This window comes from Geodermatophilus dictyosporus (assembly GCF_900115505.1).
Taxonomy (GTDB): Bacteria; Actinomycetota; Actinomycetes; order Mycobacteriales; family Geodermatophilaceae; genus Geodermatophilus; species Geodermatophilus dictyosporus.
Window position 1 is genome coordinate 237,578 of the sequence record NZ_FOWQ01000003.1, and the last position, 24,162, is coordinate 261,739.

Sequence of the window (24,162 nt, forward strand, 5' to 3'; positions counted from 1 at the left end):
GCTGCCTTCCTGGTGGTGCGGGGAGCGGGGCTAGAAGCCGAGGTAGGCGTGCCGGAGGTCCTCGTCGCCGGCCAGCCGGGCGGCGTCGTCGGTGACCACCACGCGGCCCAGGTTGAGCACGACGCCGGTGTCGGCCACCGACAGCGCGCTGCGGGCGTTCTGCTCCACCAGCAGCACCGACAGGCCCTCGGTGTCGACCAGGTGGCGGACCATGGCGAAGATCTGCGCGACGATCCGCGGCGCCAGGCCGAGCGACGGCTCGTCGAGGAGCAGCACCTTCGGCCGGGCGAGCAGCGCACGGCCGATCACGAGCATCTGCCGCTCGCCGCCGGAGAGGGTGTGCGCGGTCTGGTTGCGCCGCTCGGCGATGCGCGGGAAGAACGTGTAGACGCGCTCGAACTCCTCCGACGGCACCTTGCCGCGGAACAGCGAGCCGACCCGCAGGTTCTCGTCGACGGTCAGCTCGGCGATGACGCCGCGACCCTCGGGCACGTGGGCCATGCCCTTGGTCACCATCGCCTCGACCGGCGCGCGGGTGACGTCCTCGCCGCCCAGGACGACCCGTCCGGCGGTGGGCCGGACCAGCCCGCTGATCGTGCGCAGCAGGGTCGTCTTGCCCGCGCCGTTGGCGCCCAGCACCGCGGTGATCCGGCCGTGCTCGGCCTGCAGGGTCACGTCCTGCAGCGCCCGGACCGGACCGTAGGCGGCGCTGAGCCCCTCGACCTGGAGGACGGCCGGTGCGGTCGCCGTCCCGCCGGCCACCCCGCCGGCCGCGGCACCCCTGGTCAGCCCGGCGGCACCGGCGCCGGACGCGGTGCTGCCGTGTGCGCCCGCGTCAGCCACGCCCGGTCCCCCCGTCGCTGGCCGCGAGCTCCGCGGCGTCGGCCTCGGCGTCGACGGCGTCGCCGAGGTAGGCCTCGGTGACCGCCGGGTCGTTCTGCACCTGTTCCGGGGTGCCGGCGGCGATCTGCTCACCGGAGTCGAGGACGGTGATCTGGTCGCAGACGCGCATGACCAGGTCCATGTGGTGCTCGACCAGCAGCACGCTCATCCGGCCGCTCAGGTGCCGGATCAGCTCGCCCAGCTCGTGCATCTCGTCCTCGGACAGGCCGCTGGCCGGCTCGTCGAGCAGCAGCAGCTCGGGCTCGGCGACCAGGGCGCGGGCCAGCGCGACCCGCTTCTGCACCGGGTACGGGAGGCTGCCGGGGTAGCGGCCGGCGAACTCCTCCGCGTCGAGCTCGGTGAGCGCGGCCAGCGCGCGCTCCCGCAGCCGGGCCTCGTCGCGGTCGGCGGTCGGGATGGCGAAGAGCGCGGAGAAGAAGCCGGCCCGGGCGTGCCGGTGCGCGCCCACCATGACGTTCTCCAGCACGGTCAGGCCGGGGAACAGCCCGACGCCCTGCAGGGTGCGCGCGATGCCCAGCCCCGAGAGCTGGGCCGGCCGCAGCCGCCGCAGTTCCTGACCGCGCCAGGTGATCCGTCCCTCGGTGGGCCGGACCAGCCCGCAGGCCACGTTGAACATCGTCGTCTTGCCGGCCCCGTTGGGGCCGATGAGGCCGTGCACCTGGCCGGGCTCGACGGTCAGCGACACGTCGGTGAGGGCCCGGACGCCGCCGAAGGCGACGCTGATCCCGGTCATCTCCAGCCGGGAGGTGGGTGGTCGGTCCTGCCTGGGCGTACTGCTGCCTGTGGTTCCGGGCGGCTGCGCCAAGGGGCCCACGTCTCCTCTGCGTCGGGGAGTCCCCGGGGCCGCGCGCGGCGCGGGCCTCGGTTCGGTCACGGCTCCGTCCGTATGAGCCTGCCGACCGGTGAACGCCGTCACAATGGGCTGACCGCACAGTGATGGGGAACGCGTGTTGTGCTGTCAGCGATGAGCAGCGGAGGTGGGCGCGTGCAGACGGCCTCGTCGGGCAGCGGGCCGGGGACCGGGGCCGAGGGGCGGCCGGACGTCCGGCGGTGGCTGGCGGGGCTGGTGCCCGACCTGCTCGAGCGGCTCGACGCGATGACCGACCGGATGGCCGGGATCCTCGTGGAGACCGAGCCCGCCTACCGGGAGGCGCTGACCGGCGGTGACCCGCGGGTGCGGGCCACGCTGCGGCGCAACATCGAGGTGAGCATCCGGGGCCTGCTGCCCGACGTCCCGGCCACCTACCACCAGACCCACGCCGAGGGCGCCCGGGCCGTGGGCAGCCAGCGCGCGGCGCAGGGGTTCCCGCTCGAGGCGGTGCTGCGGGCCTACCGGCTGGGCGGGCAGATCACCTGGGAGGCGCTGGTCGCGCTCTCCCGCGAGGGCGACCGGCACGACGACGCGCTGCTGCTGGAGGTCGCCGGCTCGCTGTGGCGGACCAACGACCGCGGGTGCAGCGCCGTCGCCGAGGGCTACCGGGCCGAGGAGCGCCGCCGCTCGGGTCTGGGCGAGGCCGAGCGCCAGCGGCTGCTCGACGGCCTGCTCGACGGCCGCGGCGGCGATCCGGCCTTCGTCCGGGCGGCGGGCGAGGCGCTGGCGGTGCCGCTGCGCGGCCGGCTGGTCGTGGTCGTGGCGCCCGGCCGGGACGACGGCCCGCCCGCGCTCGCCGACCCCGCCGCGGCGCTGCTCAAGCGCGGCATCCGCTCGGTGTGGGGGACGCGCGCGCAGGCGCAGGTCGGCGTCGTGCCCCTGGGCGCCCGCCGGCTGCCGGAGCTGCTGGGCTGGCTGGGCGTCCTCGCGGGCGGGCCGGTCGGCGTCTCGGCGGCCGTCGAGGACGCGGCCGCCGTCGCCGGTGCCTACCGGCTGGCCGAGACCGCCGCCCGCACGCTGCCCGCCGGGGCCGCCCGCGTGGCGACCATCGACGAGCGGCTGCCCGAGGCGCTGCTCAGCGAGTCGCCCGAGATCGCCGAGCGGCTGGTCGGCCAGACGCTGGGCCGGCTGCTCGAGCTGCCCGAGGACGAGCGGGAGGTGCTGCTGGAGACGCTGTCGGCCCTGCTCGACGCCGACGGCTCACCCACCCGGGCCGCCGACCTCCTGTACTGCCACCGCAACACGGTCATGCACCGGCTGCGGCGGGTCGAGTCGGTGACCGGCCGCAAGCTCACCGACCCGCGGTCGCGGCTGCTGTGGCAGCTGGCGCTGCTGGGCACCGGCCACCACGACGCCGGTTCCCGCCGCCCCGTCCGCGACTCCGCGTGAGTGAGGACCCTCCTGCCCCCCACCGCTCGCAAGCTCGCGGCGGGCCCCTGCAGGAGGGCCGCCGGGGTCGCGGTCCGACCTCGGCCTCCTCCTACTGCAGGTAGCCCTCGACCTCGGACCTCGGGCGCACCTCGGCGCTGTCCGGGTCCTCGTCGTACTGCCGCTTGGCGTCCCGCTGCCGGATGAGGTCCCAGAGCTGGTCGCGCTCCTCCTCGATCTGCCGGAGGCGGGCGCGCTGCTCCTCGGTGTGCTCCCCGCCGTCGCGGAGCCGGTGCTCCTCCTCGACCAGGGCGTCGATGCGGCTGCGGATCTCGCTGTCGTCCATGACCGGTCCCTGCCCGGCGCGGCGGAGGCGAAACGGGTCAGGCCTGCGGCACCCAGCCCTCGACGAAGGCGGCCAGCCGCCGGGTGACCGCACCTCCGGTCCGGCCCAGCGCGAGCAGCGCCGCCCGGTCCAGGGGCACGCGGACGGCCCGCCGGCCCGGGGCGGTGGTGCGCACCGCGTGCCCGGCGGCGACCAGCTCGGGCCAGGGCCGCTCCAGCTGCGCGCGCACCCGGTCGAGCGCGGCGGCCGTCGGCCCGGCGTTGCCCCCGACCATCGCGGTGACGAACGCGGGGTCGCTGCCGATGACGCGGGTGCCGTCGCGGAAGCTCCCGGCCGCCAGGGCCAGGGCGAGCGGCCCGGCCTCGCCGGCCGCCGCGGCCAGCGCCGCGGCGAGCAGGTGCGGCACGTGGCTGACGGCGGCCACCGCGTCGTCGTGCTCGGCGGCGGTCACCGGCACCACCTCGGCGCCCGCGGCCAGGGCGACCTCGGCCGCGCGCAGCCAGCGCGGCAGCTCGGTGCCGGGCTCCAGGCACAGCGCCCAGCGCGCGCCCCGGAACAGCGTGGGGTCGGTGGCGTCGTGACCGGAGCGCTCGGTGCCGCACATCGGGTGGCCGCCGACGAAGCGCCCGCCCAGCGCCGCGCCGACCGAGGCCAGCACCGGGCCCTTCACCGAGCCCAGGTCGGTGACCGTGGCGGCCGGGTCGGCGGCGACGCCGTCCAGGGCGGTGGCCATCGCCGGCAGCGGGACGGCGAGGACGACGACGCCGGTGAGCTCGCGGGTGACCGTCACGCCGCGCGCCGCCGCGGCCTCCCGCGCCGCCGGGTCGACGTCCCACCCGCGCACCTCGCGCCCGGCGGCCACCAGCGCGGCGGCCAGGGAGCCGCCGAGCTGGCCGAGGCCGACGACGCCGACCGGCGGTGCGGCCATCGTGGGCACCGGCAGGGTCACGCCGTCCCCCACGGGCGGTCGGTGCGGAAGACCCGGGCCAGCGCGGTGCCCACCAGCCGGCCGTCCTCGCCGCGGGCGTCGATCCGGTAGACGGCGGTGCGGCTGCTGCGGTGCAGCTCGGTGCCCTCGGCGACCAGCCGCTCGCCGGGCCGGCCGGGGTGCAGGAACTCGGTGTGCACGTCCTGGGCCACCGCGACCGTGCCGTGGCTGTTGCTCACCGCGGCGTGCACGACGTCGAGCAGCGCCATCGTCGCGCCGCCGTGCGCGGTCCCGACGGCGTTGAGCAGGTGGGGGCCCACCGTCATCGACGCCCGGGCGTACCCGGGCCGGACCTGCTCCAGCTCGATGCCCAGGTGCACCGCCAGCGGGTCGGCCGCGAGCCGGGCGAGGAGGGCGGGGTCGACGTCGGCTCCGTCGTCCGGTGCGGGATCGGCCATGATCGGAGGCTATGCCGTGCTCCCCGCGCCCCTGGTCCCCGACGTGACGCCGCGGTCGTTCCTGCTCACCCCGGAGATGGGCGACTACGTCCGGGCCGGTTCCACGCCCCTCGACGACGTGGCCGCGGACCTGGTGGCCGAGACCGCCGCCCTGGCCGAGCGCGGGCAGGCGCCGGCCACCTTCCAGATCGCCGTCGAGCAGGGCGTGCTCATGCAGCTGCTCACCCGTGCCCTCGGCGTCCGCCGCGCGATCGAGATCGGCACGTTCACCGGGTTCTCGGCGCTGTGCATCGCCCGGGGCCTGCCCGCCGACGGCACCCTGCTGTGCCTGGACCGCAGTGAGGAGTGGACCGCCGTCGCCCGCCGGTACTGGGCGCGGGCCGGTGTCGCCGACCGCGTCGAGCTGCGGCTGGGCGAGGCGCTCGAGCAGCTGCGCGCGCTGCCCGTCGAGCCCGTCTTCGACCTGGCCTTCGTCGACGCGGACAAGACCGGCTACCCCGCCTACGTCGACGAGCTGCACCCCCGCGTGCGGCCGGACGGGCTGGTGCTGCTGGACAACACGCTGCGCAGCGGCCGGGTGCTCGACCCGCAGAGCGACGACGACCGGGCGCTGGCCGCGCTGAACGCCGCCCTGGCCACCGACCCGCGGTTCGAGACGGTGCTGCTGCCGCTGGCCGACGGCCTGACCGTGCTGCGGGTCCGGTGAGCGCCGCCGACGAGGCCGCGGCGCCGTCGAGCTGGGCGGTGCGGGTCGCCCGCCCGGACGGCCGCTGGCGGGTCGAGCTGCTGGCCGCCGACGCCGGTGACGAGCTGCCGGTGCTGGAGCGGGCGCTGGGCGAGCCGGGCGCGGGGGAGTGGCCGCCGCCGTTCGTGGTCGTCGTCGACTCGCGGCTGTACTTCGTGGTGCTGCGGCACGGCCCGGGCGGGATGGTCCGGGCGCTGATCTCCGACGCCACCATGCAGGAGTGGGTGCTCGGCGCCGAGGTGGTGGAGCGCTACGGCATCGCCGTCGACGAGGACGGCGCCTTCGACGACGACGAGACCGGCTGGCCGGGAGGGGACCTCGACGTGTTCGCCGACGACGGCCTGCCCGCCGACGAGCTGCGGCCGATCGTGACCGCCGACGACCTGTGGGCCGACGAGATGGTCGCCCGCATCGCCGGCCGACTGGGCTTCGCCGACGAGCTGGCCGCGGCGGTGCAGGCGTGAGCACGACCGTGCGCGCCGTCGTCTTCGACCTCGGCGGGGTGATCACCGAGAGCCCGATGCTCGCCTTCGCCGCCTACGAGGCCGAGGCCGGGCTGCCCGAGGGGCTGATCCGCCGGCTCAACAGCACCGACCCCGACTCGAACGCCTGGGCGCGCTACGAGCGCAACGAGCTCGACGTCGACGGCTTCGTCGACACCTTCGAGGCCGAGGCGCTGGCCGCCGGGCACCACGTGGACGCCCGCCGGGTGCTGGCCGCGCTGTCCGGGGAGCTCCGCCCCGAGATGGTCCAGGCGGTGCGCGCGCTGCGCGCCGCGGGCCTGCCGCTGGGGATGCTGTCGAACAACGTCGCGCCGATGGAGCGCACCGGGCGGCTGGCCGAGCTGCTCGGCCTGTTCGACGCCGTCGTGGAGTCGTCGGTCGAGGGTGTCCGCAAGCCCGAGCCGGAGATCTACCGCCGGGCGCTGGCCCGGCTGTCGGAGGCGGTGGGCCGCGAGCTCGCCTTCGCCGACTGCGCCTACCTCGACGACCTGGGCATCAACCTCAAGCCGGCCCGCGCGCTGGGCATGCACACGATCAAGGTCGTCGACCCGGCCGACGCGCTGGCCGAGCTGTCCGCGCTGACCGGCGTCCCCCTGGCCGGCGCACGGGCGTGACCGGGCCGGCCGACGACGCCGTCGACGCGGCGATGGCCCGCGCCCTGGAGCTGGCGGCCGCGGCGCAGGGGTGGGGGGACACGCCGATCGGCGCCGTCGTCCTCGGGCCCGGGGGCACCGTGCTGGCCGAGGCGGCCAACGAGCGCGAGCGGACCGGCGACCCCACCGCGCACGCCGAGGTGCTGGCGCTGCGCGCGGCCGCCCGGGTGCACGGCGACGGCTGGCGGCTGACCGGCTGCACGCTGGTGGTGACCCTCGAGCCCTGCACGATGTGTGCCGGCGCGAGCGTGCTGGCCCGGGTGGCGCGGGTGGTCTACGGCGCCGACGACCCGAAGGCCGGCGCCGCCGGGTCGCTGTGGGACGTGGTGCGCGACCGGCGGCTCAACCACCGGCCGCAGGTCACCGCGGGGGTGCGCGCCGGGGAGAGCGCGACACTCCTACGCGCCTTCTTCCGGGCGAAGCGGGGCCTGTAGTCTCTCCGGCGGTGGCGTGTCCGAGCGGCCGAAGGAGCACGCCTCGAAAGCGTGTGAGGTGCAAGCCTCCGTGGGTTCAAATCCCACCGCCACCGCCAGCAGCAGCCGACGGCGGCGCCCCAGCAGGGGCGCCGCCGTCGTCGTGTGCGGACCGGGTGACGCTCAGGCGACCACGTCGAGGTCGATGAGCAGCCGGCCGTCCTCGCCGCGCACGAAGGTCACCGCGTGGGTCTCCACCCGCCGCTCCCCGGGGTTGAGGAACTCCACGTCGGTGGTGGCGGTGATGGTGTCGCCCTGGTCGTCCACGTCGCGCACGTCGAGCAGGTTGACCTCCGACCAGCGGCCGAAGAAGTCCTCGTAGTAGCCGTAGCTGGCCCGCGACTGCAGCGTCGGGCCGGTGAGGTCGTAGGCCGCGGCGGTGTCGCCGGGCAGCAGGTCGTAGTACTGCTCCAGCGTCTGCTGCGCCTCCGCTGCCGGGTCGGCGGCCGCGGGCGTCGCGGACGGCGGAGGGGACTCCGAGGTCGCCTCCGCGGTGGGCTCCTCCGCCGACGGCGGCGGGGTCTCCGACGCGGGGGTGTCCGCCGGGGCCCCGTCGGTCGCCTCGCCGCTCGCGCCGTCCGTCCCCGAGGGCGCCGCGGACGACGAGGACCCTGCGCCGGCCTGCGGGTCCGCGCCGTCGTCCCGCAGGCCGGCCCACGCCAGTGCCCCCGCGATCGCCAGCACCACCAGCGCGAGCAGCGCCACCAGCAGCGGGCGGCGGCGCCGCGGTCGGGCGCCCACCAGCGGGCCGGAGCGCTCCGCCGCCGGGCCTGGTGCCGGTGCCGGCCCGGCGGCGGGCAGGTCGGTGCGCGTGTCGCCCCGGGACGCGGCTCCCGCGGCGGTCGGCGGGTCGGGCTCGGCCATCGGCACCGGCGGGCCGGCCGGCGTGGGCGGGGAGACCGGCGGCAGGGGCGCCGCCGGCGTCGCCGTCGCCGTCGCGTCGGGGCGCCCGGCCTCCGTGGGCCCCGGCCGCAGGTCCGTGCGGGCCAGCAGCACCGTCGTCGTGTCGCCGTCGCGGCCCGCGGCGAGCTTGGCCAGCTCGTCGCGCACCTGGGTCATGTCCGGCCGGGCCGCGGGGTCGGCGGCCAGCATCTGCGTCAGCGGCCGGGTCAGCGACCCCGCCCGCCGCGGCGGGCGGACGTCCCCGCCGGCCACCTTGTGCAGCAGGCGCAGCGCGTTGTCGTCCATGCCGAACGGCGGATGGCCCTCCAGGCAGGTGTAGAGCGTCGCGCCGAGCGAGAACACGTCGCTGGCCGCGGACATCTCCACGCCCTGCGCCACCTCGGGCGCCAGGAAGGCCGGCGTCCCGGTGATCTGGCCGGTCTGGGTGAGCGTGACGTCGCCCGCGGCGTGCGAGATGCCGAAGTCGGTGATCTTCACCAGGCCCTGGACGCGCGGGCCCTCGCCGATGAGCACGTTGCCCGGCTTGACGTCGCGGTGCACGATCCCCGCCGCGTGCACCGCGGCCAGCGCGTCGGCCAGCTGGGCGCCGATCTGGGCGACCTGGTCGTGCCGCAGCACGCCCTCCTGGGTGAGCACCGCGGCCAGGCTGCGCGAGGGCAGGTACTCCATGACCAGGTAGGGGATGCCGTCCTCGAGGACGACGTCGTAGACGGTGATGGCGTGCGGGTGGCTCAGCCGGGCGGCGATGCGCCCCTCCCGCAGGGCGCGCTGCCGCTGCTCGTCGCCGAGGCCGGGGCTGTTGCCCGCCGGCAAGCGGATCTGTTTGACGGCGATCTGCCGGCCCAGCAGCTCGTCGCGCCCGAGCCAGACCGAGCCCTGACCGCCGCCGCCGATCTGCGTGAGCAGACGGTAGCGGGCCGCGACGAGGCGGCCCGGGGCGGTGGTGGTCACCGGAGGCCCTTACCCCCGCGAGCGGCCTGGCCGAACCTGCAGGTCAGACCGAACTGGGGACGCCGTAGCGGCGGGCGTACTCCTCCTGCGCGCCCGACGGCAGCGCGTCGTAGAGCTCCCCGAGTTCGGCGACCGCGTCGGGCGCCAGGTCGTCGAAGAGCCGCTCCCAGGTGGGCGGCTCGTCGTAGCTGCGGGTGAGCAGCAGCTCCCACGCCTGCGCCTGGCGGTCGCGCTTGCTGCGCTCGGCGACGAACTCGGAGAGGTAGCGGTCCTTGGCCGCCGCCTTCTCCTCGCGGGTCGCCGAGGGCGGCAGCCCCGCGGGGTCGGCACCGTGCAGGACGGCCACGATGGCCGCCACGACCTCCGGTCTGACCTGTCCCGGATCGCTCATCCGTCCTGCCTCCTCCTCGCCCCGGGACCGGCTGCGCGTCTCGTCGCCTCGGTGCGGCGTGCGGTGTGGACGCCCTCGCTGACGTCCGACGGGACGGCGCGGGGTCGTCGCACACTCCCGTGAGGGGTCCAGCCTGCCCCGAGCCGCGCCCGCGGACCACCCGGGGCGGCGCGCGGCCTCCGGCGGGGACCGGGGCCCCGACGGCGGTCCGCTACCATCGACGGGCACGGGAGGATTCGCCTAGTGGCCTATGGCGCTCGCTTGGAAAGCGGGTTGGGGGCAACCCCTCGGGAGTTCGAATCTCCCATCCTCCGCACGTCCCCGACGGGCCCCGGCAGGCAGCCGGGGCCCGTCGCCGTTCAGGCCCCCGGCGCCGCGACCGCCCGGCCCCGGCCGCCCAGCTCGCGCAGGTAGAGCCCCGAGACGGCGGCCAGCAGCAGCAGCCCCCCGGCAGCGGCGGCCGGCGCCAGGCGCTCGCCGAGGAACACCGTGGCCAGGACGGTCGCCGTCAGCGGCTCGAGCAGCGTGACGATCGACACGACCGCGCCCGGCACGCTGCGCACCCCGGTGAAGAACAGGCCGTAGGCCAGCGCGCTGGGCACCAGCCCCAGGTAGAGGAGCACGGCCAGCGCCACCCCGTCGGTCGGGACGGTCAGTCCCTCGGCGAGGACGACGGGCGTGAGCAGCAGCGCCCCGAGCGCGAACCCGACGAGGGTGACCGGGGTGCCGGCCGGCACCCCGCCGCCGGACAGCGTGACGACGGCGTAGCCCAGCGCCGAGCCGGTGGCCGTGAGCGCGCCGAGCAGCACCGTCGTCCCGGTGTCGGCGCCCGCGGAGACGCCGACGAGCAGGGTGAGCCCGACGAGGGCGACGCCGAGCGCGACGAGGGTCGCGCGGCTCGGCCGGCCGTGCCCGAGGAGTGCGCCGCCGACGGCGACGAGCAGCGGCGCCAGACCGAGGGCGACCAGCGTCGCGATGCTCACGCCGGCCAGGGCGACCGCGGAGAAGTAGGCGAACTGGTAGGCGGCCAGCCCGGCGCCGATCAGGACCAGGCGGACGGCGACCGGGCGGGTGACCCGCACGGCCGGACCGCGGCGCCGGGTGGTCACCGCCCAGGCCGCCAGCAGGGCCACCGCGCCGACGGCGAGGCGGTACCAGGCGATGTCGAGGGCGGACAGGCCGCTGCGGTCGGCGACGACGCGGCCGGACAGGCCCGCGGTGCCCCAGCACAGCGAGGCGAGGACGACGAGCAGGAAGCCGCGGTTCGCCGCGGAGGACCTGCGGCGGACGGCGGGGGACGAGGCGGGGGACGAGGCGGGCGACGAGGCGGGGGACATGACGCTCCTGGGCGCTGGTGCCGGACGGGGAGGCGGTCCGGAGCACGGCGCAGGGGCGGCCGGCGGGCGCGCCGGCCGCGGGTCTCAGCCCGCGGTGCTCCGGGTCAGGAGCGGGGCGGGGGCAGGACGAGGGCGCGCCGGGGCGTCATGGGGCGGGAGCCTACTGGCCGGCGTCCTCTACAGTGGTGCCCAGACCCCTCGTGTGGCGTCACCCTGTGAACCTCCCCAGGGCCGGAAGGCAGCAAGGATAAGCGGGCTCTGGCGGGTGCGCGGGGGGTCCCTTCTTTCCCCCGTGCCGGCAGGCGACGAGGACGAACGGGCTCCGGCGGGCGCGCGAGGGGCCCTTCCTCCCTCCTGGTGCTCGGCGACGCGCCGGTGCGGTGTTCCGCCTGACGGCCACGGCACGGCACCCTCAGCTTGAAACATCAAGGAGAGGAGCCCGCCGTGGCCCGTCGTCGTCGCGTGTGGTGGGTCGTCGGGGGCGTCGTCGCGCTGCTCGTGCTCGGCCTGGTCCTCGGCCCGCTGGTGTACGCCGCGTTCCAGGAGGACGCCGCGGCCGCCCCGACCGTGCAGGCCCAGCCCTCCGACGCCGAGCTGGCCGCCGACACCGACGGCACCTGGACCGTCGGTCCCGGCTCGTCGGCCGGCTACCGGGTCGACGAGGTGCTCAACGGTGCGGACGTCACCGTGGCCGGCACGACCGACCGGGTGACCGGCTCGGTCGTCGTCGAGGGCGGGGACCTGGCCACGGCCGAGGTCGTCGTCGACGTCGCCGGCATCCGCACCGACGTCGGCCGGCGCGACGGCTACTTCCGCGACAGCGTCATGGAGGTCGGCACCTGGCCCACCGCGACGTTCGCCGTCCAGGGCCCGGTCGACCTCCCCGAGCTGACCGGCACGCCGGTGACCGTCCCGGTGACCGGCGAGCTCACCCTGCGCGACACGACGCGGCCGGTGCGGACCGACCTGTCCGTCGTCCGCACGGCCGAGGGCGTCGAGGTCTCCGGCGCCGTCCCGGTGGTCTTCGCCGACTTCGGCATCACCCCGCCCGACCTGGGCTTCGTCCGGGTCGAGGACCGCGGCCAGGTCGAGTTCCTGCTCCGGCTGGCGCAGTGACGCGTCCGGCGTCCGGGTGCTGCCGGGACGTCACCCCGGGCACGTAACCTCGCCGCGTGGCTCTGGCGCTCTACCGGAAGTACCGCCCGGCGACCTTCGCCGAGGTGGTCGGCCAGGAGCACGTGACCTCCCCGCTGGTCAACGCCGTCGACGGCGGGCGGATCAACCACGCCTACCTCTTCAGCGGCCCGCGCGGCTGCGGCAAGACGTCCTCGGCGCGGATCCTGGCCCGCTCGCTGAACTGCGAGCAGGGCCCGACGTCGACCCCGTGCGGGGTGTGCGCGTCCTGCGTCGCGCTGGCGCCCGACGGTCCCGGGTCGCTCGACGTCATCGAGATCGACGCGGCCAGCCACGGCGGTGTCGACGACGCCCGCGACCTGCGCGAGCGCGCGTTCTTCGCCCCGGTCAGCAGCCGCTACAAGGTCTACATCGTCGACGAGGCGCACATGGTGACCACGCAGGGCTTCAACGCCCTGCTCAAGGTGGTCGAGGAGCCGCCGGAGTTCCTGGTGTTCGTCTTCGCGACCACGGAGCCGGACAAGGTCCTCCCCACCATCCGCTCGCGCACCCACCACTACCCGTTCCGGCTGGTCCCGCCGACGACGCTGCGTGGGCTGCTGGAGAAGACGTGCACCGCCGAGGGCGTGCAGGTCGAGCCCACGGTGTTCCCGCTGGTGGTGCGGGCCGGCGGCGGGTCGGTGCGCGACTCGCTGTCGATCCTCGACCAGCTGCTCGCCGGTGCCGGGCCCGAGGGCGTCACCTACGCCAGCGCGGTGGGCCTGCTCGGCGTCACCGACGACGCGCTGCTCGACGAGGCCATCGACGCGCTGGCCGCCTCCGACGCGCCGGGCGTCTTCCGCGCCGTGGACCGGGTGGTCGAGGCCGGGCACGACCCGCGCCGGTTCGCCACCGACCTGCTCGACCGGCTGCGCGACCTCATCGTGCTCGACGCCGTCCCCGACGCCGGCGGCAACGGGCTGCTCGACTGCCCGCCCGACCGGCTGGACCTGATGAGCCAGCAGGCCCGGGCGCTGGGCTCGGCGACGCTGTCGCGGATGGCCGACACCGTGCACGACGGCCTGACCGAGATGCGCGGGACGACCGCGCCCCGGCTGCTGCTCGAGCTGGTCTGCGCGCGGATGCTGCTGCCGGCCACCGACGACTCCGCCGCCGCGACGCTGCAGCGCCTCGAGCGGCTGGAGCGGCGGCTGTCGATCGCCGGGGGCGGCAGCGCGGTCGCCGACGTCCCCGTGGACGTCCCGCCGTCCCGCGAGCCGGTCCAGGAGCAGGCCCGGCCGGCTCCTCCCGCGCGGGAGGAGCCGGCCCCCGCCGAGCGGGGCGGCCCGTCCCGGCGGGAGTACGTCCGCCCCTCGCAGCGCAGCCAGGCGCCGGCTCCCCAGCAGGCACCGGCCCGGCAACCGGCTCCCCGGGCGGCCGCCCCGCCGCCACCCGCCACGTCCCCCGCTCCGGCGGCCGCGGCCGCCGGTGACGACTGGCCCGAGACGACCGCGCCCGGCTCCGCGGCGACCCGTCCGGCGCAGCCGGCCCCCGCCGCGGACGACGACTGGCCCGAGACCACCCCGCCGGGGTCGGGCGCCGGCCGTCCGGCGGCGCCCCCGGCGCCCGCGCCGGCGGCCCGTCCCGGCGCGCGGGTGGCCGCCGGTGAGCCGGACATCCCGCTGCCGCCCGAGCCCACCGACGACGAGGACTGGCCGCACGCCGCCCAGCCGGCCGCCGCCCGCGCCGCCGCGGACCGGGTGGCGCAGCCGCGCCCGCCGGCCTCGCCCCCGCGGGCGGCCGCGGAGTCCACGCCCGCCCCGCGCGGCGGGGAGCCGACGCCGGTGGTGTCGGCCAACCCCGAGGGCGCCGCCGCGGGTGGAGCCGGGGGCGACGGCGCGCTGACGACCAGCGACGTGCGCCGGGTGTGGCCCGAGCTGCTCGCCGTCGTCAAGCGGCACAAGCGCACGACCGAGGCGCTGCTGAAGAACGCCCAGGTGCACGAGCTGCGCGCCGGCGTGCTGACGCTGTCCACGGCCTCGCCCGCGCTCGCCCGCCGGATCGGCGACGACCTCAACAAGGACGTGCTCCGCGAGGCGCTCAACGAGCTGCTCGGGGTGCGCTGGAAGGTCGAGGCGGTCGTCGAGGGGGCGGCCGGCACCGGCAGCCGCGGCGGCGGGGTGACGCCGGAGGTGGCCCGCGAGGCCGCCCGCGCCGCCGAGGCCGCGGAGGCGCGGGAGCTCCTCGCCGAGCGGGCCGCGGAGGTCACCGCCGACGGCGAGCGGGAGCACGTGCCGGCGGTCGACCCCGAACAGGCCGCCCTGGCGCTGCTGCGGACCCAGCTCGGCGCCCGCCCGGTCGACTCCTGACCCGAGACCGGGCCGCCGTCCCCCCGATGTCCGTGCGGCGGCCTACGCTCGACGCATGTTCCCCGGTGGTGGCCAGCCCGACCTGCAGGCGATCCTCCAGCAGGCCCAGCAGATGCAGCAGGCGCTGGCCGCCGCGCAGGAGCAGCTGTCCACCGAGGAGGTCACCGGTTCCGCCGGCGGGGGTCTGGTCACCGCCACGATGACCGGCGACGGCGAGCTGACCGCCGTCACCATCGCACCGGCCGCCGTCGACCCCGACGACCTGGAGACGCTGCAGGACCTGGTCGTCGCCGCGGTCCGGGACGCCTCCCGGCTCGCCGGCGAGCTGACCGCCGACCGCATGGGCCCGCTGGCCGGCGGTCTGGGTGGCCTGCCCGGTGGCGGCCTCCCCGGCGCCGGCGGCGTCCCCGGGCTGCCCGGCGCCTGACCGGCGCCCGCCCACCCGACTTCCCCGAGGAGCACCGTGTACGAGGGGGCCGTCCAGGACCTCATCGACGAGCTCGGCCGCCTGCCCGGCGTCGGGCCCAAGAGCGCCCAGCGCATCGCCTTCCACCTGCTGGCCGCCGAGTCCGCCGACGTCGGCCGGCTCGTCGCCGCCCTGCAGCGCGTGCAGGCCGAGGTCCGCTTCTGCGTGACCTGCTACAACGTCGCCGAGGCCGAGCAGTGCCGGATCTGCCGCGACCCGCGCCGCTCCGACGACGTCATCTGCGTGGTCGAGGAGCCCAAGGACGTCGTCGCGATCGAGCGCACCCGTGAGTTCCGCGGCCGCTACCACGTGCTCGGCGGCGCGATCAGCCCGATCGAGGGCGTCGGCCCCGACGACCTGCGGGTCAAGGAGCTGATGACCCGGCTGATGGACGGCTCGGTGACCGAGCTGATCATCGCCACCGACCCCAACCTCGAGGGGGAGGCGACCGCGGCCTACCTCGCCCGGCTGGTCGGCCCCCTCGGGCTGGCGGTGTCGCGGCTGGCCAGCGGCCTGCCGGTGGGCGGCGACCTGGAGTACGCCGACGAGATCACGCTGGGCCGCGCGTTCGAGGGCCGCCGCCGCATCGACGCCTAGGGACCACACCGCGCGAGCGCGTCCCCGCGCTGGTGAGGGCGCTGTCGGCAAGGTCACAGGATGGTGTCGATGGGCTGCCGCGGCTCACGACCGGCCGCTGCGCGGACCTAGGGTCCGACGCACGTCCGCGCGGCCTCCCGCCGTGTGGCCGCCCAGCCGCAGACACCCGGCCCCCCTGGGGCCGAGAAGGCAGGTCTCCCGCGATGCAGCGTCGACCACAGCGTGTGCTGGCCGCCTCGGCGGCGGCACTCACCGCCGTCACCCTGGCCGCCTGTGCCTCGAGTGACCGGGACTCCGGTTCCGGCGACGGGGGAGGTGAGGAGGCGCAGTCCGGGGGCACCCTCGTCTTCGGCGCGGCCGGCGACCCGGCCATGTTCGACCCTGCCTTCGGCAGCGACGGCGAGACCTTCCGCATCGCCCGCCAGATCCACGAGGGGCTGCTGGGCAACGAGCTCGGCGGCACGGAGCCGGTGCCCGAGCTGGCCGAGGACTACGAGGCCAGCGAGGACGGCCTCGAGTACACGTTCAACCTCCGCCAGGGCGTGACGTTCCACGACGGCACCGACTTCAACGCCGAGGCGGTCTGCTTCAACTTCGACCGCTGGTACAACTTCGAGGGCCTCGCCCAGAGCCCCAGCGCCTCGTACTACTACCAGGCGGTCTTCGGCGGCTTCGCCAGCACGCCGGACACCCCGAGCATCTACGAGAGCTGCGAGGCCACCGACGAGAACACCGCGGTGATCCGCCTGACCCAGGTCACCTCGAAGTTCCCGGCCGCGCTCGCGCTGCCCGCGTTCTCCATCCAGAGCCCCACGGCCCTGCAGGAGTACGACGCCGACAACCTCTCCGGCAGCGAGGACGCGCTCAGCTACTCCGAGTACGCCCTGGAGCACCCGACCGGCACCGGTCCCTTCAAGTTCGGGAGCTGGGACCGCGGCAACGGCGAGGTCACCATCGTCCGCAACGAGGACTACTGGGGCGACGCCGCGCTGCTCGACGAGATCATCTTCCGGACGATCTCCGACCAGAACACCCGGCGGCAGGAGCTGCAGGCCGGCTCGATCGACGGCTACGACTTCGTGGCCCCGGCCGACTACGGGTCGCTGGAGGACGAGGGCTTCCAGGTCCTCGTGCGCGACCCGTTCAACATCCTCTACCTGGGCTTCAACGGCGGGAACGTGCCCGGCACGAGCGCGAACCCGGCGCTGCAGGACGAGCGGGTCCGCCAGGCGATCGCCCACGCGATCGACCGCGAGACGATCGTGAACTCGCTGCTGCCCGAGGGTGCCGAGGCCGCCACCCAGTTCATGCCCCCGACCGTCGACGGCTGGGCCGACGACGTCACCACCTACGAGTACGACCCCGACCGCGCCCGCCAGCTGCTGCAGGAGGCCGGCGCCGAGGGGACGACGCTGCGGTTCTTCTACCCGACCGAGGTCAGCCGGCCCTACCTGCCGGACCCGGCGGCGATGTTCCAGGTGATCAGCCAGAACCTCACCGACGCCGGCTTCACCGTCGAGCCGACCGCGCTGCCGTGGAACCCGGACTACCTCAACGCCGTCCAGGCGGGCCAGGCCGACATCCACCTGCTCGGGTGGACCGGTGACTACAACGACGCCTACAACTTCATCGGCACCTTCTTCGCCGAGGCGTCGAACGGCCAGGCGTCGGCCGAGTTCGGGGCGTTCAGCAACCCGGAGATCTTCGCCGCCCTCGCCCAGGCCGACGCCGAGCCCGACGCGAGTGCCCGCACCGAGCAGTACCAGGAGGCCAACCGGCTGATCATGGACTACCTGCCCGGTGTCCCGATCTCGCACTCCCCGCCGGCGCTCGTGGTGGCCGAGAACGTCCAGGGTCTGGAGCCGAGCCCGCTGACCGCCGAGGTCTTCTCGACGGTCTCCCTCAGCGACTGAGAAAGGACCCCCTCGCCCCCCACCGCTCGCAGGCTCGCGGCGGGCCCCTGCAAGGGGGCCGCCGCGAGCCTGTCCGGGCGGTCCGCCGCTCCGTGAGAGGGAACTCGAGGACGTGCTCCGCTTCGTCGTCCGGCGGCTCCTGCAGCTCATCCCGATCCTGCTGGGCCTGTCGGTGCTGCTGTTCGCCTGGCTGCGGGCGCTGCCCGGCGGCCCGGCCCAGGCCGCGCTCGGTGAGCGCGCCACACCCGAGGCGATCGCCCGCTACAACGAGCTGTTCGGCCTGGACCAGCCGCTGTTCGTGCAGTACCTGCGCTTCCTCGGCCGCGCCGTGCAGCTGGACTTCGGCAACTCCTCGCGCACCGGCCGCCCGGTCACGGAGGAGTTCCTCGAGCGGATGCCCGGCACGATCGAGCTGACCCTCTTCGCCATGGTCTTCGCCATCGGCGTCGGCATCCCGCTGGGCTACCTGGCCGCGCGCCGGCACGGCAGCTGGCTGGACTCCGCGTCGGTCATCGGCTCGCTGCTGGGCGTGGCCATCCCGGTGTTCTTCCTGGCCTACCTGCTGCGCCTGCTGTTCGCCGTCGAGCTCGGGTGGCTGCCCGGCTCCGGCCGCCAGGAGGTGCGCATCGACGCCACCCGGATCACGAACTTCTACGTCCTCGACGGCCTGCTCACCCGCGAGTGGGACGCCGCCTGGGACGCCTTCACGCACCTCGTGCTGCCCGGGATCGCCCTGGGCACCATCCCGCTGGCGATCATCGTCCGGATCACGCGGGCCTCGGTCCTCGACGTCGTCAACGAGGACTACGTCCGGACGGCGAACGCCAAGGGCCTGGCGACGGCCACCGTCCGCCGCCGGCACGTCATCCGCAACGCGCTGCTGCCGGTCGCCACGACGATCGGCCTGCAGACCGGCCTGCTCCTGTCCGGGGCGGTGCTCACCGAGTCGGTCTTCGCCTTCGGCGGCGTCGGCTCGGCCATCTTCGACGCCATCTTCGCCCGGGACTTCGCCGTCCTGCAGGGCTTCATCCTCATCCTGGCGGTGGTCTACGTCCTGGTGAACCTGCTCGTCGACATCTCCTACGGCCTGCTCGACCCGAGGGTGCGGGTCCGATGAGCCCGCGGATCGGACGGGGGCAGAGCCGGTGACCGCCATCGGGGACGTGCGCCGGCGGCGCATCGACGAGCTGGCCGCGCGCGCGGGGCAGGTGCCCGAGGGCGAGGGCGGCGTCTCGCTGACGAGGAGCGCCTTCCGGCGGCTGCGGCGCAACCCGGTGGCGATCCTCGGCGCGGTCATCGTGCTCGTGTTCCTCGTGGTGGCCGCGTTCGCACCGCTGCTGGCGCCCCGCGACCCGCTGGCGCAGACGCTGCTCAGCGAGATCCGGCCCGGCTTCATCCCCGGGGCCACGGCGGGCTTCCCGCTGGGCGCCGACGAGCTCGGCCGCGACCTGCTCTCCCGGCTGGTCGTCGGCTCCCGGCAGTCGCTGCTCATCGGTGTGGTGTCCACCGTGCTCGGCGTCGTCGTCGGCATGGCGCTGGGCGTCCTGGCCGGGGCCTTCGGCGGGTGGGTGGACACCGTCGTCATGCGCTTCATCGACATCCTGCTGTCGATCCCGAGCCTGCTGATGGCCATCACCATCTCGGTGCTGCTGGGCCAGAACCAGTACGCGCTCATGATCGCCATCGCGGTCACCCAGGTGCCGGTCTTCGCCCGGCTGCTGCGCGGCTCGATGCTCGCGCAGCGCGGCAGCGACTACGCCCTCGCGGCGCAGGCGCTCGGCATCAAGCGGGGCCGGATCGTGTTCGGCCACGTCCTGCCCAACTCGCTGTCGCCGGTGATCGTGCAGGCCACGCTGTCGCTGGCGACGGCGATCATCGAGGCCGCGGCGCTGTCCTTCCTCGGCCTGGGAGACCCCGACCTCGCCCGGCCGGAGTGGGGCGCGATGCTGGCCAACGCCCAGCCGTTCCTGTCGGTCCGCCCGGAGCTGGCGATCTACCCGGCGCTGTGCATCATCGTCGTCGCGCTGGGCTTCACGCTGCTGGGCGAGTCGCTGCGCGAGGCGCTCGACCCCAAGTTCCGGAGGTGACCGGCGTGATCATCGAGGACCTGCCACCGGACGCCGCCGACCGCAGCGGCCGGCCGGTGCTGGAGGTCGACGAGCTCACCGTGACCTTCCGCCGCCGGGGCGAGCAGCCGACCCGCGCCGTCGACGGGGTCAGCTTCGCCGTGGCCCCGGGGGAGACGGTCGGGCTGGTGGGGGAGTCCGGCTGCGGCAAGTCGGTCACCTCGCTGGCGGTGATGGGGCTGCTGCCCCGCCGCGGCGTGGAGGTCGGCGGCTCGGTGCGGCTCGACGGGCAGGAGCTCGTCGGCGCGCCGGACCGGACGCTGCGCGGGCTGCGCGGGGCGGACATGGCGATGGTGTTCCAGGACCCGCTGTCCTCGCTGAACCCCACCGTGCCGATCGGCACCCAGGTGACCGAGGTACTGCTCGAGCACCGGGAGCTGTCGCGCAAGGACGCCACCGCGCAGGCGACCGACCTGCTCGACCGCGTCGGCATCCCCGACCCGGCCCGCCGGCTCAAGGAGTACCCGCACCAGCTCTCCGGCGGCATGCGGCAGCGGGCGCTCATCGCCATGGCGCTGGCCTGCCGGCCGCGGCTGCTCATCGCCGACGAGCCGACGACGGCCCTCGACGTGACCATCCAGGCGCAGATCCTCGAGCTGCTGCGGGAGCTGGTCGTCGACTCCGGGACGGCGCTGGTGATGATCACCCACGACCTCGGCGTGGTCGCCGGCCTCTGCGACCGGGTGCACGTCATGTACTCCGGCCGGATCATCGAGTCCGCCGACCGGCACGAGCTGTTCGCCCGGCCCCGCCAGCCCTACACCGGCGGGCTGCTGGCCTCGGTGCCGCGCCTCGACGGCGTGCGGGGCGCGCCGCTGCACCCGATCCGCGGGTCGGCCCGGGACGTGATCCCGTGGGCCGAGGGCTGCGCCTTCGCGCCGCGCTGCGACCACGCGCAGGACGACTGTCTCACCGAGGTCGCCGGCAGCACCGTCCCGCTCGAGTACGACGGGCCCGGCCGCGAGCTGCGCTGCCGCCACCCGCTCGAGTACCCGAGGTCCCCCGCGGGGGCCACTGCCGCCGGAGCCGCCCGATGACCGCCGACCCGCTGCTGCGCGTCGAGGGCCTGCAGGTCCACTTCCCGATCAAGCGGGGTGTGTTCGTCGACCGGACGGTCGGGCACGTGCGCGCCGTCGACGGCGTCGACCTCGCCGTCGACCGGGGGTCGACCTACGGCCTGGTCGGCGAGTCCGGCTGCGGGAAGTCGACGCTGGGCCGCGCGGTGCTGCGGCTGGTCGAGCCGACCGCCGGGCAGGTGTGGTTCGACGGCACCGACGTCGCCTCGCTGTCCGGCGAGCCGCTGCGCAGGATGCGGCGGCGCATGCAGATGGTGTTCCAGGACCCGCTGGGCAGCCTCGACCCGCGGCAGGACGTGGAGTCGCTGCTGTCCGAGCCGCTGCACGCGCACGGCCTCGGCGGCGGCAGGGCGGGCATCGCCGAGCGGGTGCGCACGCTGCTCGACGCCGTCGGCCTGCCCAGCGCCGCGCTGCGCCGCTACCCGCACGAGTTCTCCGGCGGGCAGCGGCAGCGCATCGGCATCGCCCGGGCGGTCGCGCTCGAGCCCGACCTGCTCATCGCCGACGAGCCGGTGTCGGCCCTCGACGTCAGCGTGCAGGCGCAGGTGCTCAACCTGCTCGAGGAGCTGCAGGAGCGGCTCGGGCTGACCTACCTGGTCATCGCGCACGACCTCGCCGTCGTCCGGCACATCAGCGACGTCGTCGGCGTCATGTACCTCGGGTCGCTGGTGGAGCAGGCGCCGGCCGACGTCCTCTACGAGCAGCCGCTGCACCCCTACACGCGGGCGCTGATGAGCGCCGTGCCGGTGCCCGACCCCGTCGTGGAGGAGAACCGCGAGCGCATCCTGCTGGCCGGCGACCTGCCCTCCCCGGCGAACCCGCCCAGCGGCTGCCGGTTCCACACCCGCTGCCCCTGGCGGCAGGAGACCCGGTGCGACGACGAGGCGCCCGTGCTGCGCGAGCTCGGCACCGGGCACCTGGTCAGCTGCCACTGGGCGGAGGAGATCCGCGACGGCGTCCTCACCCCGCGCAGCGCGGAGGAGGTCGCCGCCACGATGGGCGTCTCGATCCGGGCGACGGGCGTGGAGAACCCGGAGAGCGACGCGCTGGTCCAGGGCCTCGACGCCCCGATCGAGCGGCGTTAGCGCTCCACCACGACGTCGTCGCCGCGGCGCAGCGCGCGGCGGACCCGCAGCCGCAGCACCCTGGCGTAGCCGCGGACGAACTGGGTGTAGCCCGGGGTGGGGCCGTGGTAGCCGAGGAAGCCGCGCGGGCCCGCGACCATCTCGCCGGTGCGCACGTCGTAGCGGGCCCCGTGCCACGGGCAGACCAGGCAGCCGTCCGCGTCAATGCCGCCCTTCGACACGTCGGCCAGCTGGTGGCGGCAGCGCCGGGAGACGGCGAAGTACTCCCCGTCGCGGTTGCCGACCGCCCAGTTGCCCGCGCGGCGCACCGCCCCGGAGGGCAGCTGGCTGGCGGGGATGCGGTCGTCGTCGCTCACGGGTCCTCCTCGGGCCGGGTCTGGGCTGACCGTCCCCTACCCGGTCGTGCGCGTCCTACCCGGCCGGGCTGCCCCGGCGGCGCGGCCGACCTAGGGTCGGTCCCGTGCGCCGGCTGATGGGGGTCCTCGCCGTCGCGGCGGTGCTGCTGCTCGCCGGGGGCGGCCCGGCCCTGGCGGAGGTGCCGTTCCGCGCGCCGCAGGAGGTGACCGACCTTGTCGGCGCGCTCGGCGGCGACACCGACCGGGTGCAGCGGGCCGTCGACGAGCGGCAGGCCGAGGACGGCACCCAGGTGTTCGTCGTCTACGTGTCCTCCTTCGACGGGCTGGAGTCCGGTGAGTGGGCCCGGCGGACGGCGGGGCTGTCGGGCCTGGGCCGCACCGACGTGCTGCTCGCCGTGGCGGTGGACGACCGGCAGTACGGCTACTGGGTCGACGACGCCTTCCCCCAGGACACCGCCGGGATCGACGCCTTCCTCGCCGCCGACGTCGAGCCGGAGCTGGCCGCCGACGACTGGGCCGGCGCGGCGGTCGCCTTCGCCGGCGGGATCGGCGAGGGAGCCTCGACGTCCACGTCGTCCACGTCGTCCACGTCGTCCTCGTCGGGGTCCTCGGGCTCGGGCGCCACCACGGCCGCGGTGGTCGGCGGCATCGCCGTCCTCGGGGGCGGGGCGTACCTGGTGGCGCGCTCGCGGCGCCGGCGGCGGGAGGCGCAGCCCCCGCCGACGCGGCGGCTGGAGCGGCCCGACCCCTACGCCGGCGTCCCCACCGAGGAGCTGCAGGGCCGGGCCAGTGCCGCGCTGCTCGAGCTCGACGAGGCGGTGAAGACCTCCCAGCTCGACCTGGACTTCGCGCGGCTGCAGTACGGCGAGGCCGCCGTCGCGGGGTTCGGCGAGGCGCTGGCGCAGTCGCGGCAGGAGCTCACCCGCGCCTTCACGCTGCGCCAGCAGCTCGACGACGAGGTGGCCGAGGACGAGCCGACCCGGCGCGCGCTGGTGACCGGGATCCTGCAGCTGACCTCGGCCGCCGACGAGCGGCTCGACGCGCAGGCGGAGGCCTTCGCCGAGCTGCGCGACCTCGAGCGCACCGCGCCGCAGGTGCTCGAGGGGCTGGCGCCGCGGGTCACCGCGCTGCACGGCCGGCTGCCGCAGGACGAGGAGCGGGCGGCCCGGCTGCAGCGCCGCTACGCCCCCTCGGCGCTCGCGCCGGTGGCCGGCAACCTCGACCAGGCCCGCGCGCGGCTGGCCGCCGCCGAGCAGGAGGTCGCCGAGGCCCGCGCCGCGCTGGACGCCGGCCGGCCGGGCGAGGCCGTGGGCGACCTGCGCGCCGCGGAGGACGCGCTCGCGCAGGTGGGCACCCTGCTCGACGCCGTCGGCCGGCTCGAGCGGGACCTCGAGGACGCCGCCGCACGCCTCCCGGCAGTGCGCGCGGAGACCGAGGAGGACCTCGCCGAGGCCCGGGCGCTGGTGGCCGCCGGGGACGCCCGCGGGCTGCGGCCGCAGATCGCCCGTGCCGAGGCCGCCCTGGCCGCCGCGGACGAGGCGATGGCCGCCGGCGGCGGCACCCTCCCCGACCCGCTGGCCGCGCTCCGCCGCCTGGAGGAGGCGGGCCTGGCGCTGGAGCAGGCGCTGACCGTGGCCCGGGACGCGCAGACCCGCGCACGGCGGGCCGCGGCCGCGCTCGACCAGACGCTGCTGCGCGCCCGCTCCACGGTGGCCGCGGCGGCCGACTTCGTCGCCACCCGGCGCGGGGCGGTCGGGCCCGAGGCGCGCACCCGGCTCGCCGAGGCCCAGCGCCACCTCGACGTCGCCGCCGGCACCGGCCGCACCGACCCCGAGGGCGCGCTGCGCGAGGCCCAGCTGGCCGACCAGCTGGCCCAGCAGGCGCTGCAGCTCGCGCAGGACGACGTCGCCACCTGGTCCGGCGGCTACGGCGGCGGCGGGTACGGCGGCGGGTACGGGAGTGGGTACGGACCGGGCTACGCGCCCGGCTACGGCGGCCGCGGGGGCGTGGACCTCGGCAGCCTCGTGCTCGGCGGCATCCTGGCCGGCGGCATGCGCGGGGGGATCAGCGGTGGCGGCGGTCTCGGCGGCGGTCTCGGCGGCGGTCTCGGCGGCGGCTTCGGCGGTGGCGGCCGGCCGCGGGGTGGCGGGTTCGGCGGCTCGCGCAGCCGCGGGCGCTCCGGCGGCGGCCGCTTCTGACGCGGGTGCCCCGCGACGACCAGGTGACCTGAT

24 protein-coding genes, 2 tRNA genes and 1 other RNA gene are annotated in these 24,162 nt (G+C 76.2%); 18 read left to right on the forward strand and 9 right to left on the reverse strand.

Annotation, left to right across the window (positions count from 1 at the left end):
• Positions 1-30 precede the first annotated feature (30 nt).
• Positions 31-843 carry an ABC transporter ATP-binding protein gene (locus BMZ33_RS08345; protein WP_169064058.1) on the reverse strand — a complete coding sequence of 271 codons (813 nt, stop codon included), beginning with the start codon at positions 841-843 and terminating at the stop codon, positions 31-33.
• Positions 836-1,636, reverse strand: coding sequence for an ABC transporter ATP-binding protein (locus tag BMZ33_RS08350; protein WP_169064059.1), 801 nt, complete (start codon positions 1,634-1,636; stop codon positions 836-838). Before BMZ33_RS08350 ends, BMZ33_RS08345 begins: the two co-directional genes overlap by 8 nt.
• 252 nt (positions 1,637-1,888) lie before the next feature.
• On the opposite strand from BMZ33_RS08350, the gene BMZ33_RS08355 reads away from it, so the two are divergent.
• Positions 1,889-3,163, forward strand: a complete 1,275-nt coding sequence (locus BMZ33_RS08355; RefSeq protein ID WP_169064060.1) for a PucR family transcriptional regulator — start codon at positions 1,889-1,891, stop codon at positions 3,161-3,163.
• 91 nt (positions 3,164-3,254) lie between these two features.
• Here BMZ33_RS08355 and BMZ33_RS08360 read toward each other — a convergent pair whose 3' ends face one another.
• Genes BMZ33_RS08360 through BMZ33_RS08370 form a run of 3 tightly spaced genes read right to left on the reverse strand, consistent with a single transcriptional unit; the run spans position 3,255 to position 4,874 of the window.
• Positions 3,255-3,488: a DUF2630 family protein gene (locus BMZ33_RS08360; RefSeq protein ID WP_091109113.1), complete on the reverse strand. Its 234-nt coding sequence runs from the start codon at positions 3,486-3,488 to the stop codon at positions 3,255-3,257.
• Between the two features lie 37 nt (positions 3,489-3,525).
• The gene (locus BMZ33_RS08365) at positions 3,526-4,437 is read right to left on the reverse strand and encodes a prephenate dehydrogenase/arogenate dehydrogenase family protein (RefSeq protein WP_169064061.1); all 912 of its coding nucleotides are present in this window, start codon (positions 4,435-4,437) and stop codon (positions 3,526-3,528) included.
• Positions 4,434-4,874, reverse strand: a complete 441-nt coding sequence (locus tag BMZ33_RS08370) for a PaaI family thioesterase (RefSeq protein ID WP_091109114.1) — start codon at positions 4,872-4,874, stop codon at positions 4,434-4,436. The genes BMZ33_RS08365 and BMZ33_RS08370 overlap by 4 nt, the downstream gene beginning before the upstream one ends.
• Here BMZ33_RS08370 and BMZ33_RS08375 point away from each other — a divergent pair.
• The 5 genes from BMZ33_RS08375 to BMZ33_RS08395 all read left to right on the forward strand — a co-directional run bounded on the left by BMZ33_RS08375 (position 4,873) and on the right by BMZ33_RS08395 (position 7,307).
• The gene (locus BMZ33_RS08375; RefSeq protein WP_091109115.1) at positions 4,873-5,580 is read left to right on the forward strand and encodes an O-methyltransferase; all 708 of its coding nucleotides are present in this window, start codon (positions 4,873-4,875) and stop codon (positions 5,578-5,580) included. The genes BMZ33_RS08370 and BMZ33_RS08375 overlap by 2 nt on opposite strands.
• A complete protein-coding gene (locus BMZ33_RS08380; protein ID WP_091109116.1) occupies positions 5,577-6,083 on the forward strand; it encodes a tRNA adenosine deaminase-associated protein in 507 nt (168 codons plus the stop codon). The genes BMZ33_RS08375 and BMZ33_RS08380 overlap by 4 nt, the downstream gene beginning before the upstream one ends.
• Positions 6,080-6,736 carry an HAD-IA family hydrolase gene (locus BMZ33_RS08385; RefSeq protein ID WP_091109117.1) on the forward strand — a complete coding sequence of 219 codons (657 nt, stop codon included), beginning with the start codon at positions 6,080-6,082 and terminating at the stop codon, positions 6,734-6,736. Before BMZ33_RS08380 ends, BMZ33_RS08385 begins: the two co-directional genes overlap by 4 nt.
• A complete protein-coding gene (locus tag BMZ33_RS08390; RefSeq protein ID WP_169064062.1) occupies positions 6,733-7,209 on the forward strand; it encodes a nucleoside deaminase in 477 nt (158 codons plus the stop codon). The genes BMZ33_RS08385 and BMZ33_RS08390 overlap by 4 nt, the downstream gene beginning before the upstream one ends.
• Positions 7,210-7,219: 10 nt before the next feature.
• Positions 7,220-7,307: transfer RNA gene (locus BMZ33_RS08395), tRNA-Ser, on the forward strand.
• Positions 7,308-7,371: 64 nt separating this feature from the next.
• On the opposite strand, the gene BMZ33_RS08400 is transcribed toward BMZ33_RS08395, so the two are convergent.
• Positions 7,372-9,102 (reverse strand): serine/threonine-protein kinase, encoded by a 1,731-nt coding sequence (locus BMZ33_RS08400; protein WP_091109118.1) that lies wholly within the window; start codon positions 9,100-9,102, stop codon positions 7,372-7,374.
• Between the two features lie 43 nt (positions 9,103-9,145).
• Positions 9,146-9,493 (reverse strand): hypothetical protein, encoded by a 348-nt coding sequence (locus BMZ33_RS08405; RefSeq protein WP_091109119.1) that lies wholly within the window; start codon positions 9,491-9,493, stop codon positions 9,146-9,148.
• A gap of 229 nt (positions 9,494-9,722) precedes the next feature.
• Between BMZ33_RS08405 and BMZ33_RS08410 the strand changes: the two genes are divergently transcribed.
• Positions 9,723-9,807: transfer RNA gene (locus BMZ33_RS08410), tRNA-Ser, on the forward strand.
• Positions 9,808-9,852: 45 nt separating this feature from the next.
• Here the strand turns inward: BMZ33_RS08410 and BMZ33_RS08415 are convergent.
• Entirely contained in the window at positions 9,853-10,830 is a 978-nt protein-coding gene (locus tag BMZ33_RS08415; RefSeq protein WP_091109120.1) for a DMT family transporter, read from the reverse strand.
• A gap of 189 nt (positions 10,831-11,019) precedes the next feature.
• Here BMZ33_RS08415 and ffs point away from each other — a divergent pair.
• From ffs to BMZ33_RS08465, 10 genes are all read left to right on the forward strand, one after another.
• Positions 11,020-11,115: signal recognition particle sRNA small type (gene ffs, locus BMZ33_RS08420), an RNA gene on the forward strand.
• Between the two features lie 159 nt (positions 11,116-11,274).
• Entirely contained in the window at positions 11,275-11,946 is a 672-nt protein-coding gene (locus tag BMZ33_RS08425) for a YceI family protein (protein WP_091109121.1), read from the forward strand.
• Positions 11,947-12,002: 56 nt separating this feature from the next.
• Positions 12,003-14,312, forward strand: a complete 2,310-nt coding sequence (locus tag BMZ33_RS08430; RefSeq protein ID WP_091109122.1) for a DNA polymerase III subunit gamma and tau — start codon at positions 12,003-12,005, stop codon at positions 14,310-14,312.
• Between the two features lie 55 nt (positions 14,313-14,367).
• On the forward strand, positions 14,368-14,739 hold the full coding sequence (locus BMZ33_RS08435; protein ID WP_091109123.1) for a YbaB/EbfC family nucleoid-associated protein: 372 nt from the start codon (positions 14,368-14,370) through the stop codon (positions 14,737-14,739).
• A 36-nt stretch (positions 14,740-14,775) separates the two neighbouring features.
• Positions 14,776-15,375 carry a recombination mediator RecR gene (gene recR, locus BMZ33_RS08440; protein WP_091109124.1) on the forward strand — a complete coding sequence of 200 codons (600 nt, stop codon included), beginning with the start codon at positions 14,776-14,778 and terminating at the stop codon, positions 15,373-15,375.
• A gap of 203 nt (positions 15,376-15,578) precedes the next feature.
• Positions 15,579-17,288: an ABC transporter substrate-binding protein gene (locus BMZ33_RS08445; protein WP_091109125.1), complete on the forward strand. Its 1,710-nt coding sequence runs from the start codon at positions 15,579-15,581 to the stop codon at positions 17,286-17,288.
• A 112-nt stretch (positions 17,289-17,400) separates the two neighbouring features.
• Positions 17,401-18,405, forward strand: coding sequence for an ABC transporter permease (locus BMZ33_RS08450; RefSeq protein WP_091109126.1), 1,005 nt, complete (start codon positions 17,401-17,403; stop codon positions 18,403-18,405).
• Between the two features lie 28 nt (positions 18,406-18,433).
• The gene (locus BMZ33_RS08455; protein WP_091109127.1) at positions 18,434-19,375 is read left to right on the forward strand and encodes an ABC transporter permease; all 942 of its coding nucleotides are present in this window, start codon (positions 18,434-18,436) and stop codon (positions 19,373-19,375) included.
• Between the two features lie 5 nt (positions 19,376-19,380).
• Positions 19,381-20,451, forward strand: a complete 1,071-nt coding sequence (locus BMZ33_RS08460; protein WP_169064063.1) for an ABC transporter ATP-binding protein — start codon at positions 19,381-19,383, stop codon at positions 20,449-20,451.
• Positions 20,448-21,575 carry an ABC transporter ATP-binding protein gene (locus BMZ33_RS08465; protein WP_091109128.1) on the forward strand — a complete coding sequence of 376 codons (1,128 nt, stop codon included), beginning with the start codon at positions 20,448-20,450 and terminating at the stop codon, positions 21,573-21,575. Before BMZ33_RS08460 ends, BMZ33_RS08465 begins: the two co-directional genes overlap by 4 nt.
• Here BMZ33_RS08465 and BMZ33_RS08470 read toward each other — a convergent pair.
• Positions 21,572-21,931, reverse strand: coding sequence for a Rieske (2Fe-2S) protein (locus tag BMZ33_RS08470; RefSeq protein WP_091109129.1), 360 nt, complete (start codon positions 21,929-21,931; stop codon positions 21,572-21,574). The genes BMZ33_RS08465 and BMZ33_RS08470 overlap by 4 nt on opposite strands.
• Before the next feature lie 104 nt (positions 21,932-22,035).
• On the opposite strand from BMZ33_RS08470, the gene BMZ33_RS24420 reads away from it, so the two are divergent.
• Complete coding sequence (locus BMZ33_RS24420; protein WP_091109130.1) at positions 22,036-24,129, forward strand: TPM domain-containing protein; 2,094 nt, start codon at positions 22,036-22,038, stop codon at positions 24,127-24,129.
• The last annotated feature ends 33 nt before the right edge of the window (positions 24,130-24,162 follow it).

What these genes read in the sequence shown, in the direction of transcription:
- BMZ33_RS08350 (WP_169064059.1), bottom strand. Translation starts at nt 1,636, where the DNA reads ATGACCGGGATCAGCGTCGCCTTCGGCGGCGTCCGGGCCCTCACCGAC.
- BMZ33_RS08360 (WP_091109113.1), bottom strand. Translation starts at nt 3,488, where the DNA reads ATGGACGACAGCGAGATCCGCAGCCGCATCGACGCCCTGGTCGAGGAG.
- BMZ33_RS08375 (WP_091109115.1), top strand. Translation starts at nt 4,873, where the DNA reads ATGATCGGAGGCTATGCCGTGCTCCCCGCGCCCCTGGTCCCCGACGTG.
- BMZ33_RS08370 (WP_091109114.1), bottom strand. Translation starts at nt 4,874, where the DNA reads ATGGCCGATCCCGCACCGGACGACGGAGCCGACGTCGACCCCGCCCTC.
- BMZ33_RS08405 (WP_091109119.1), bottom strand. Translation starts at nt 9,493, where the DNA reads ATGAGCGATCCGGGACAGGTCAGACCGGAGGTCGTGGCGGCCATCGTG.
- BMZ33_RS08415 (WP_091109120.1), bottom strand. Translation starts at nt 10,830, where the DNA reads ATGTCCCCCGCCTCGTCGCCCGCCTCGTCCCCCGCCTCGTCCCCCGCC.
- BMZ33_RS08435 (WP_091109123.1), top strand. Translation starts at nt 14,368, where the DNA reads ATGTTCCCCGGTGGTGGCCAGCCCGACCTGCAGGCGATCCTCCAGCAG.
- BMZ33_RS08445 (WP_091109125.1), top strand. Translation starts at nt 15,579, where the DNA reads ATGCAGCGTCGACCACAGCGTGTGCTGGCCGCCTCGGCGGCGGCACTC.
- BMZ33_RS08465 (WP_091109128.1), top strand. Translation starts at nt 20,448, where the DNA reads ATGACCGCCGACCCGCTGCTGCGCGTCGAGGGCCTGCAGGTCCACTTC.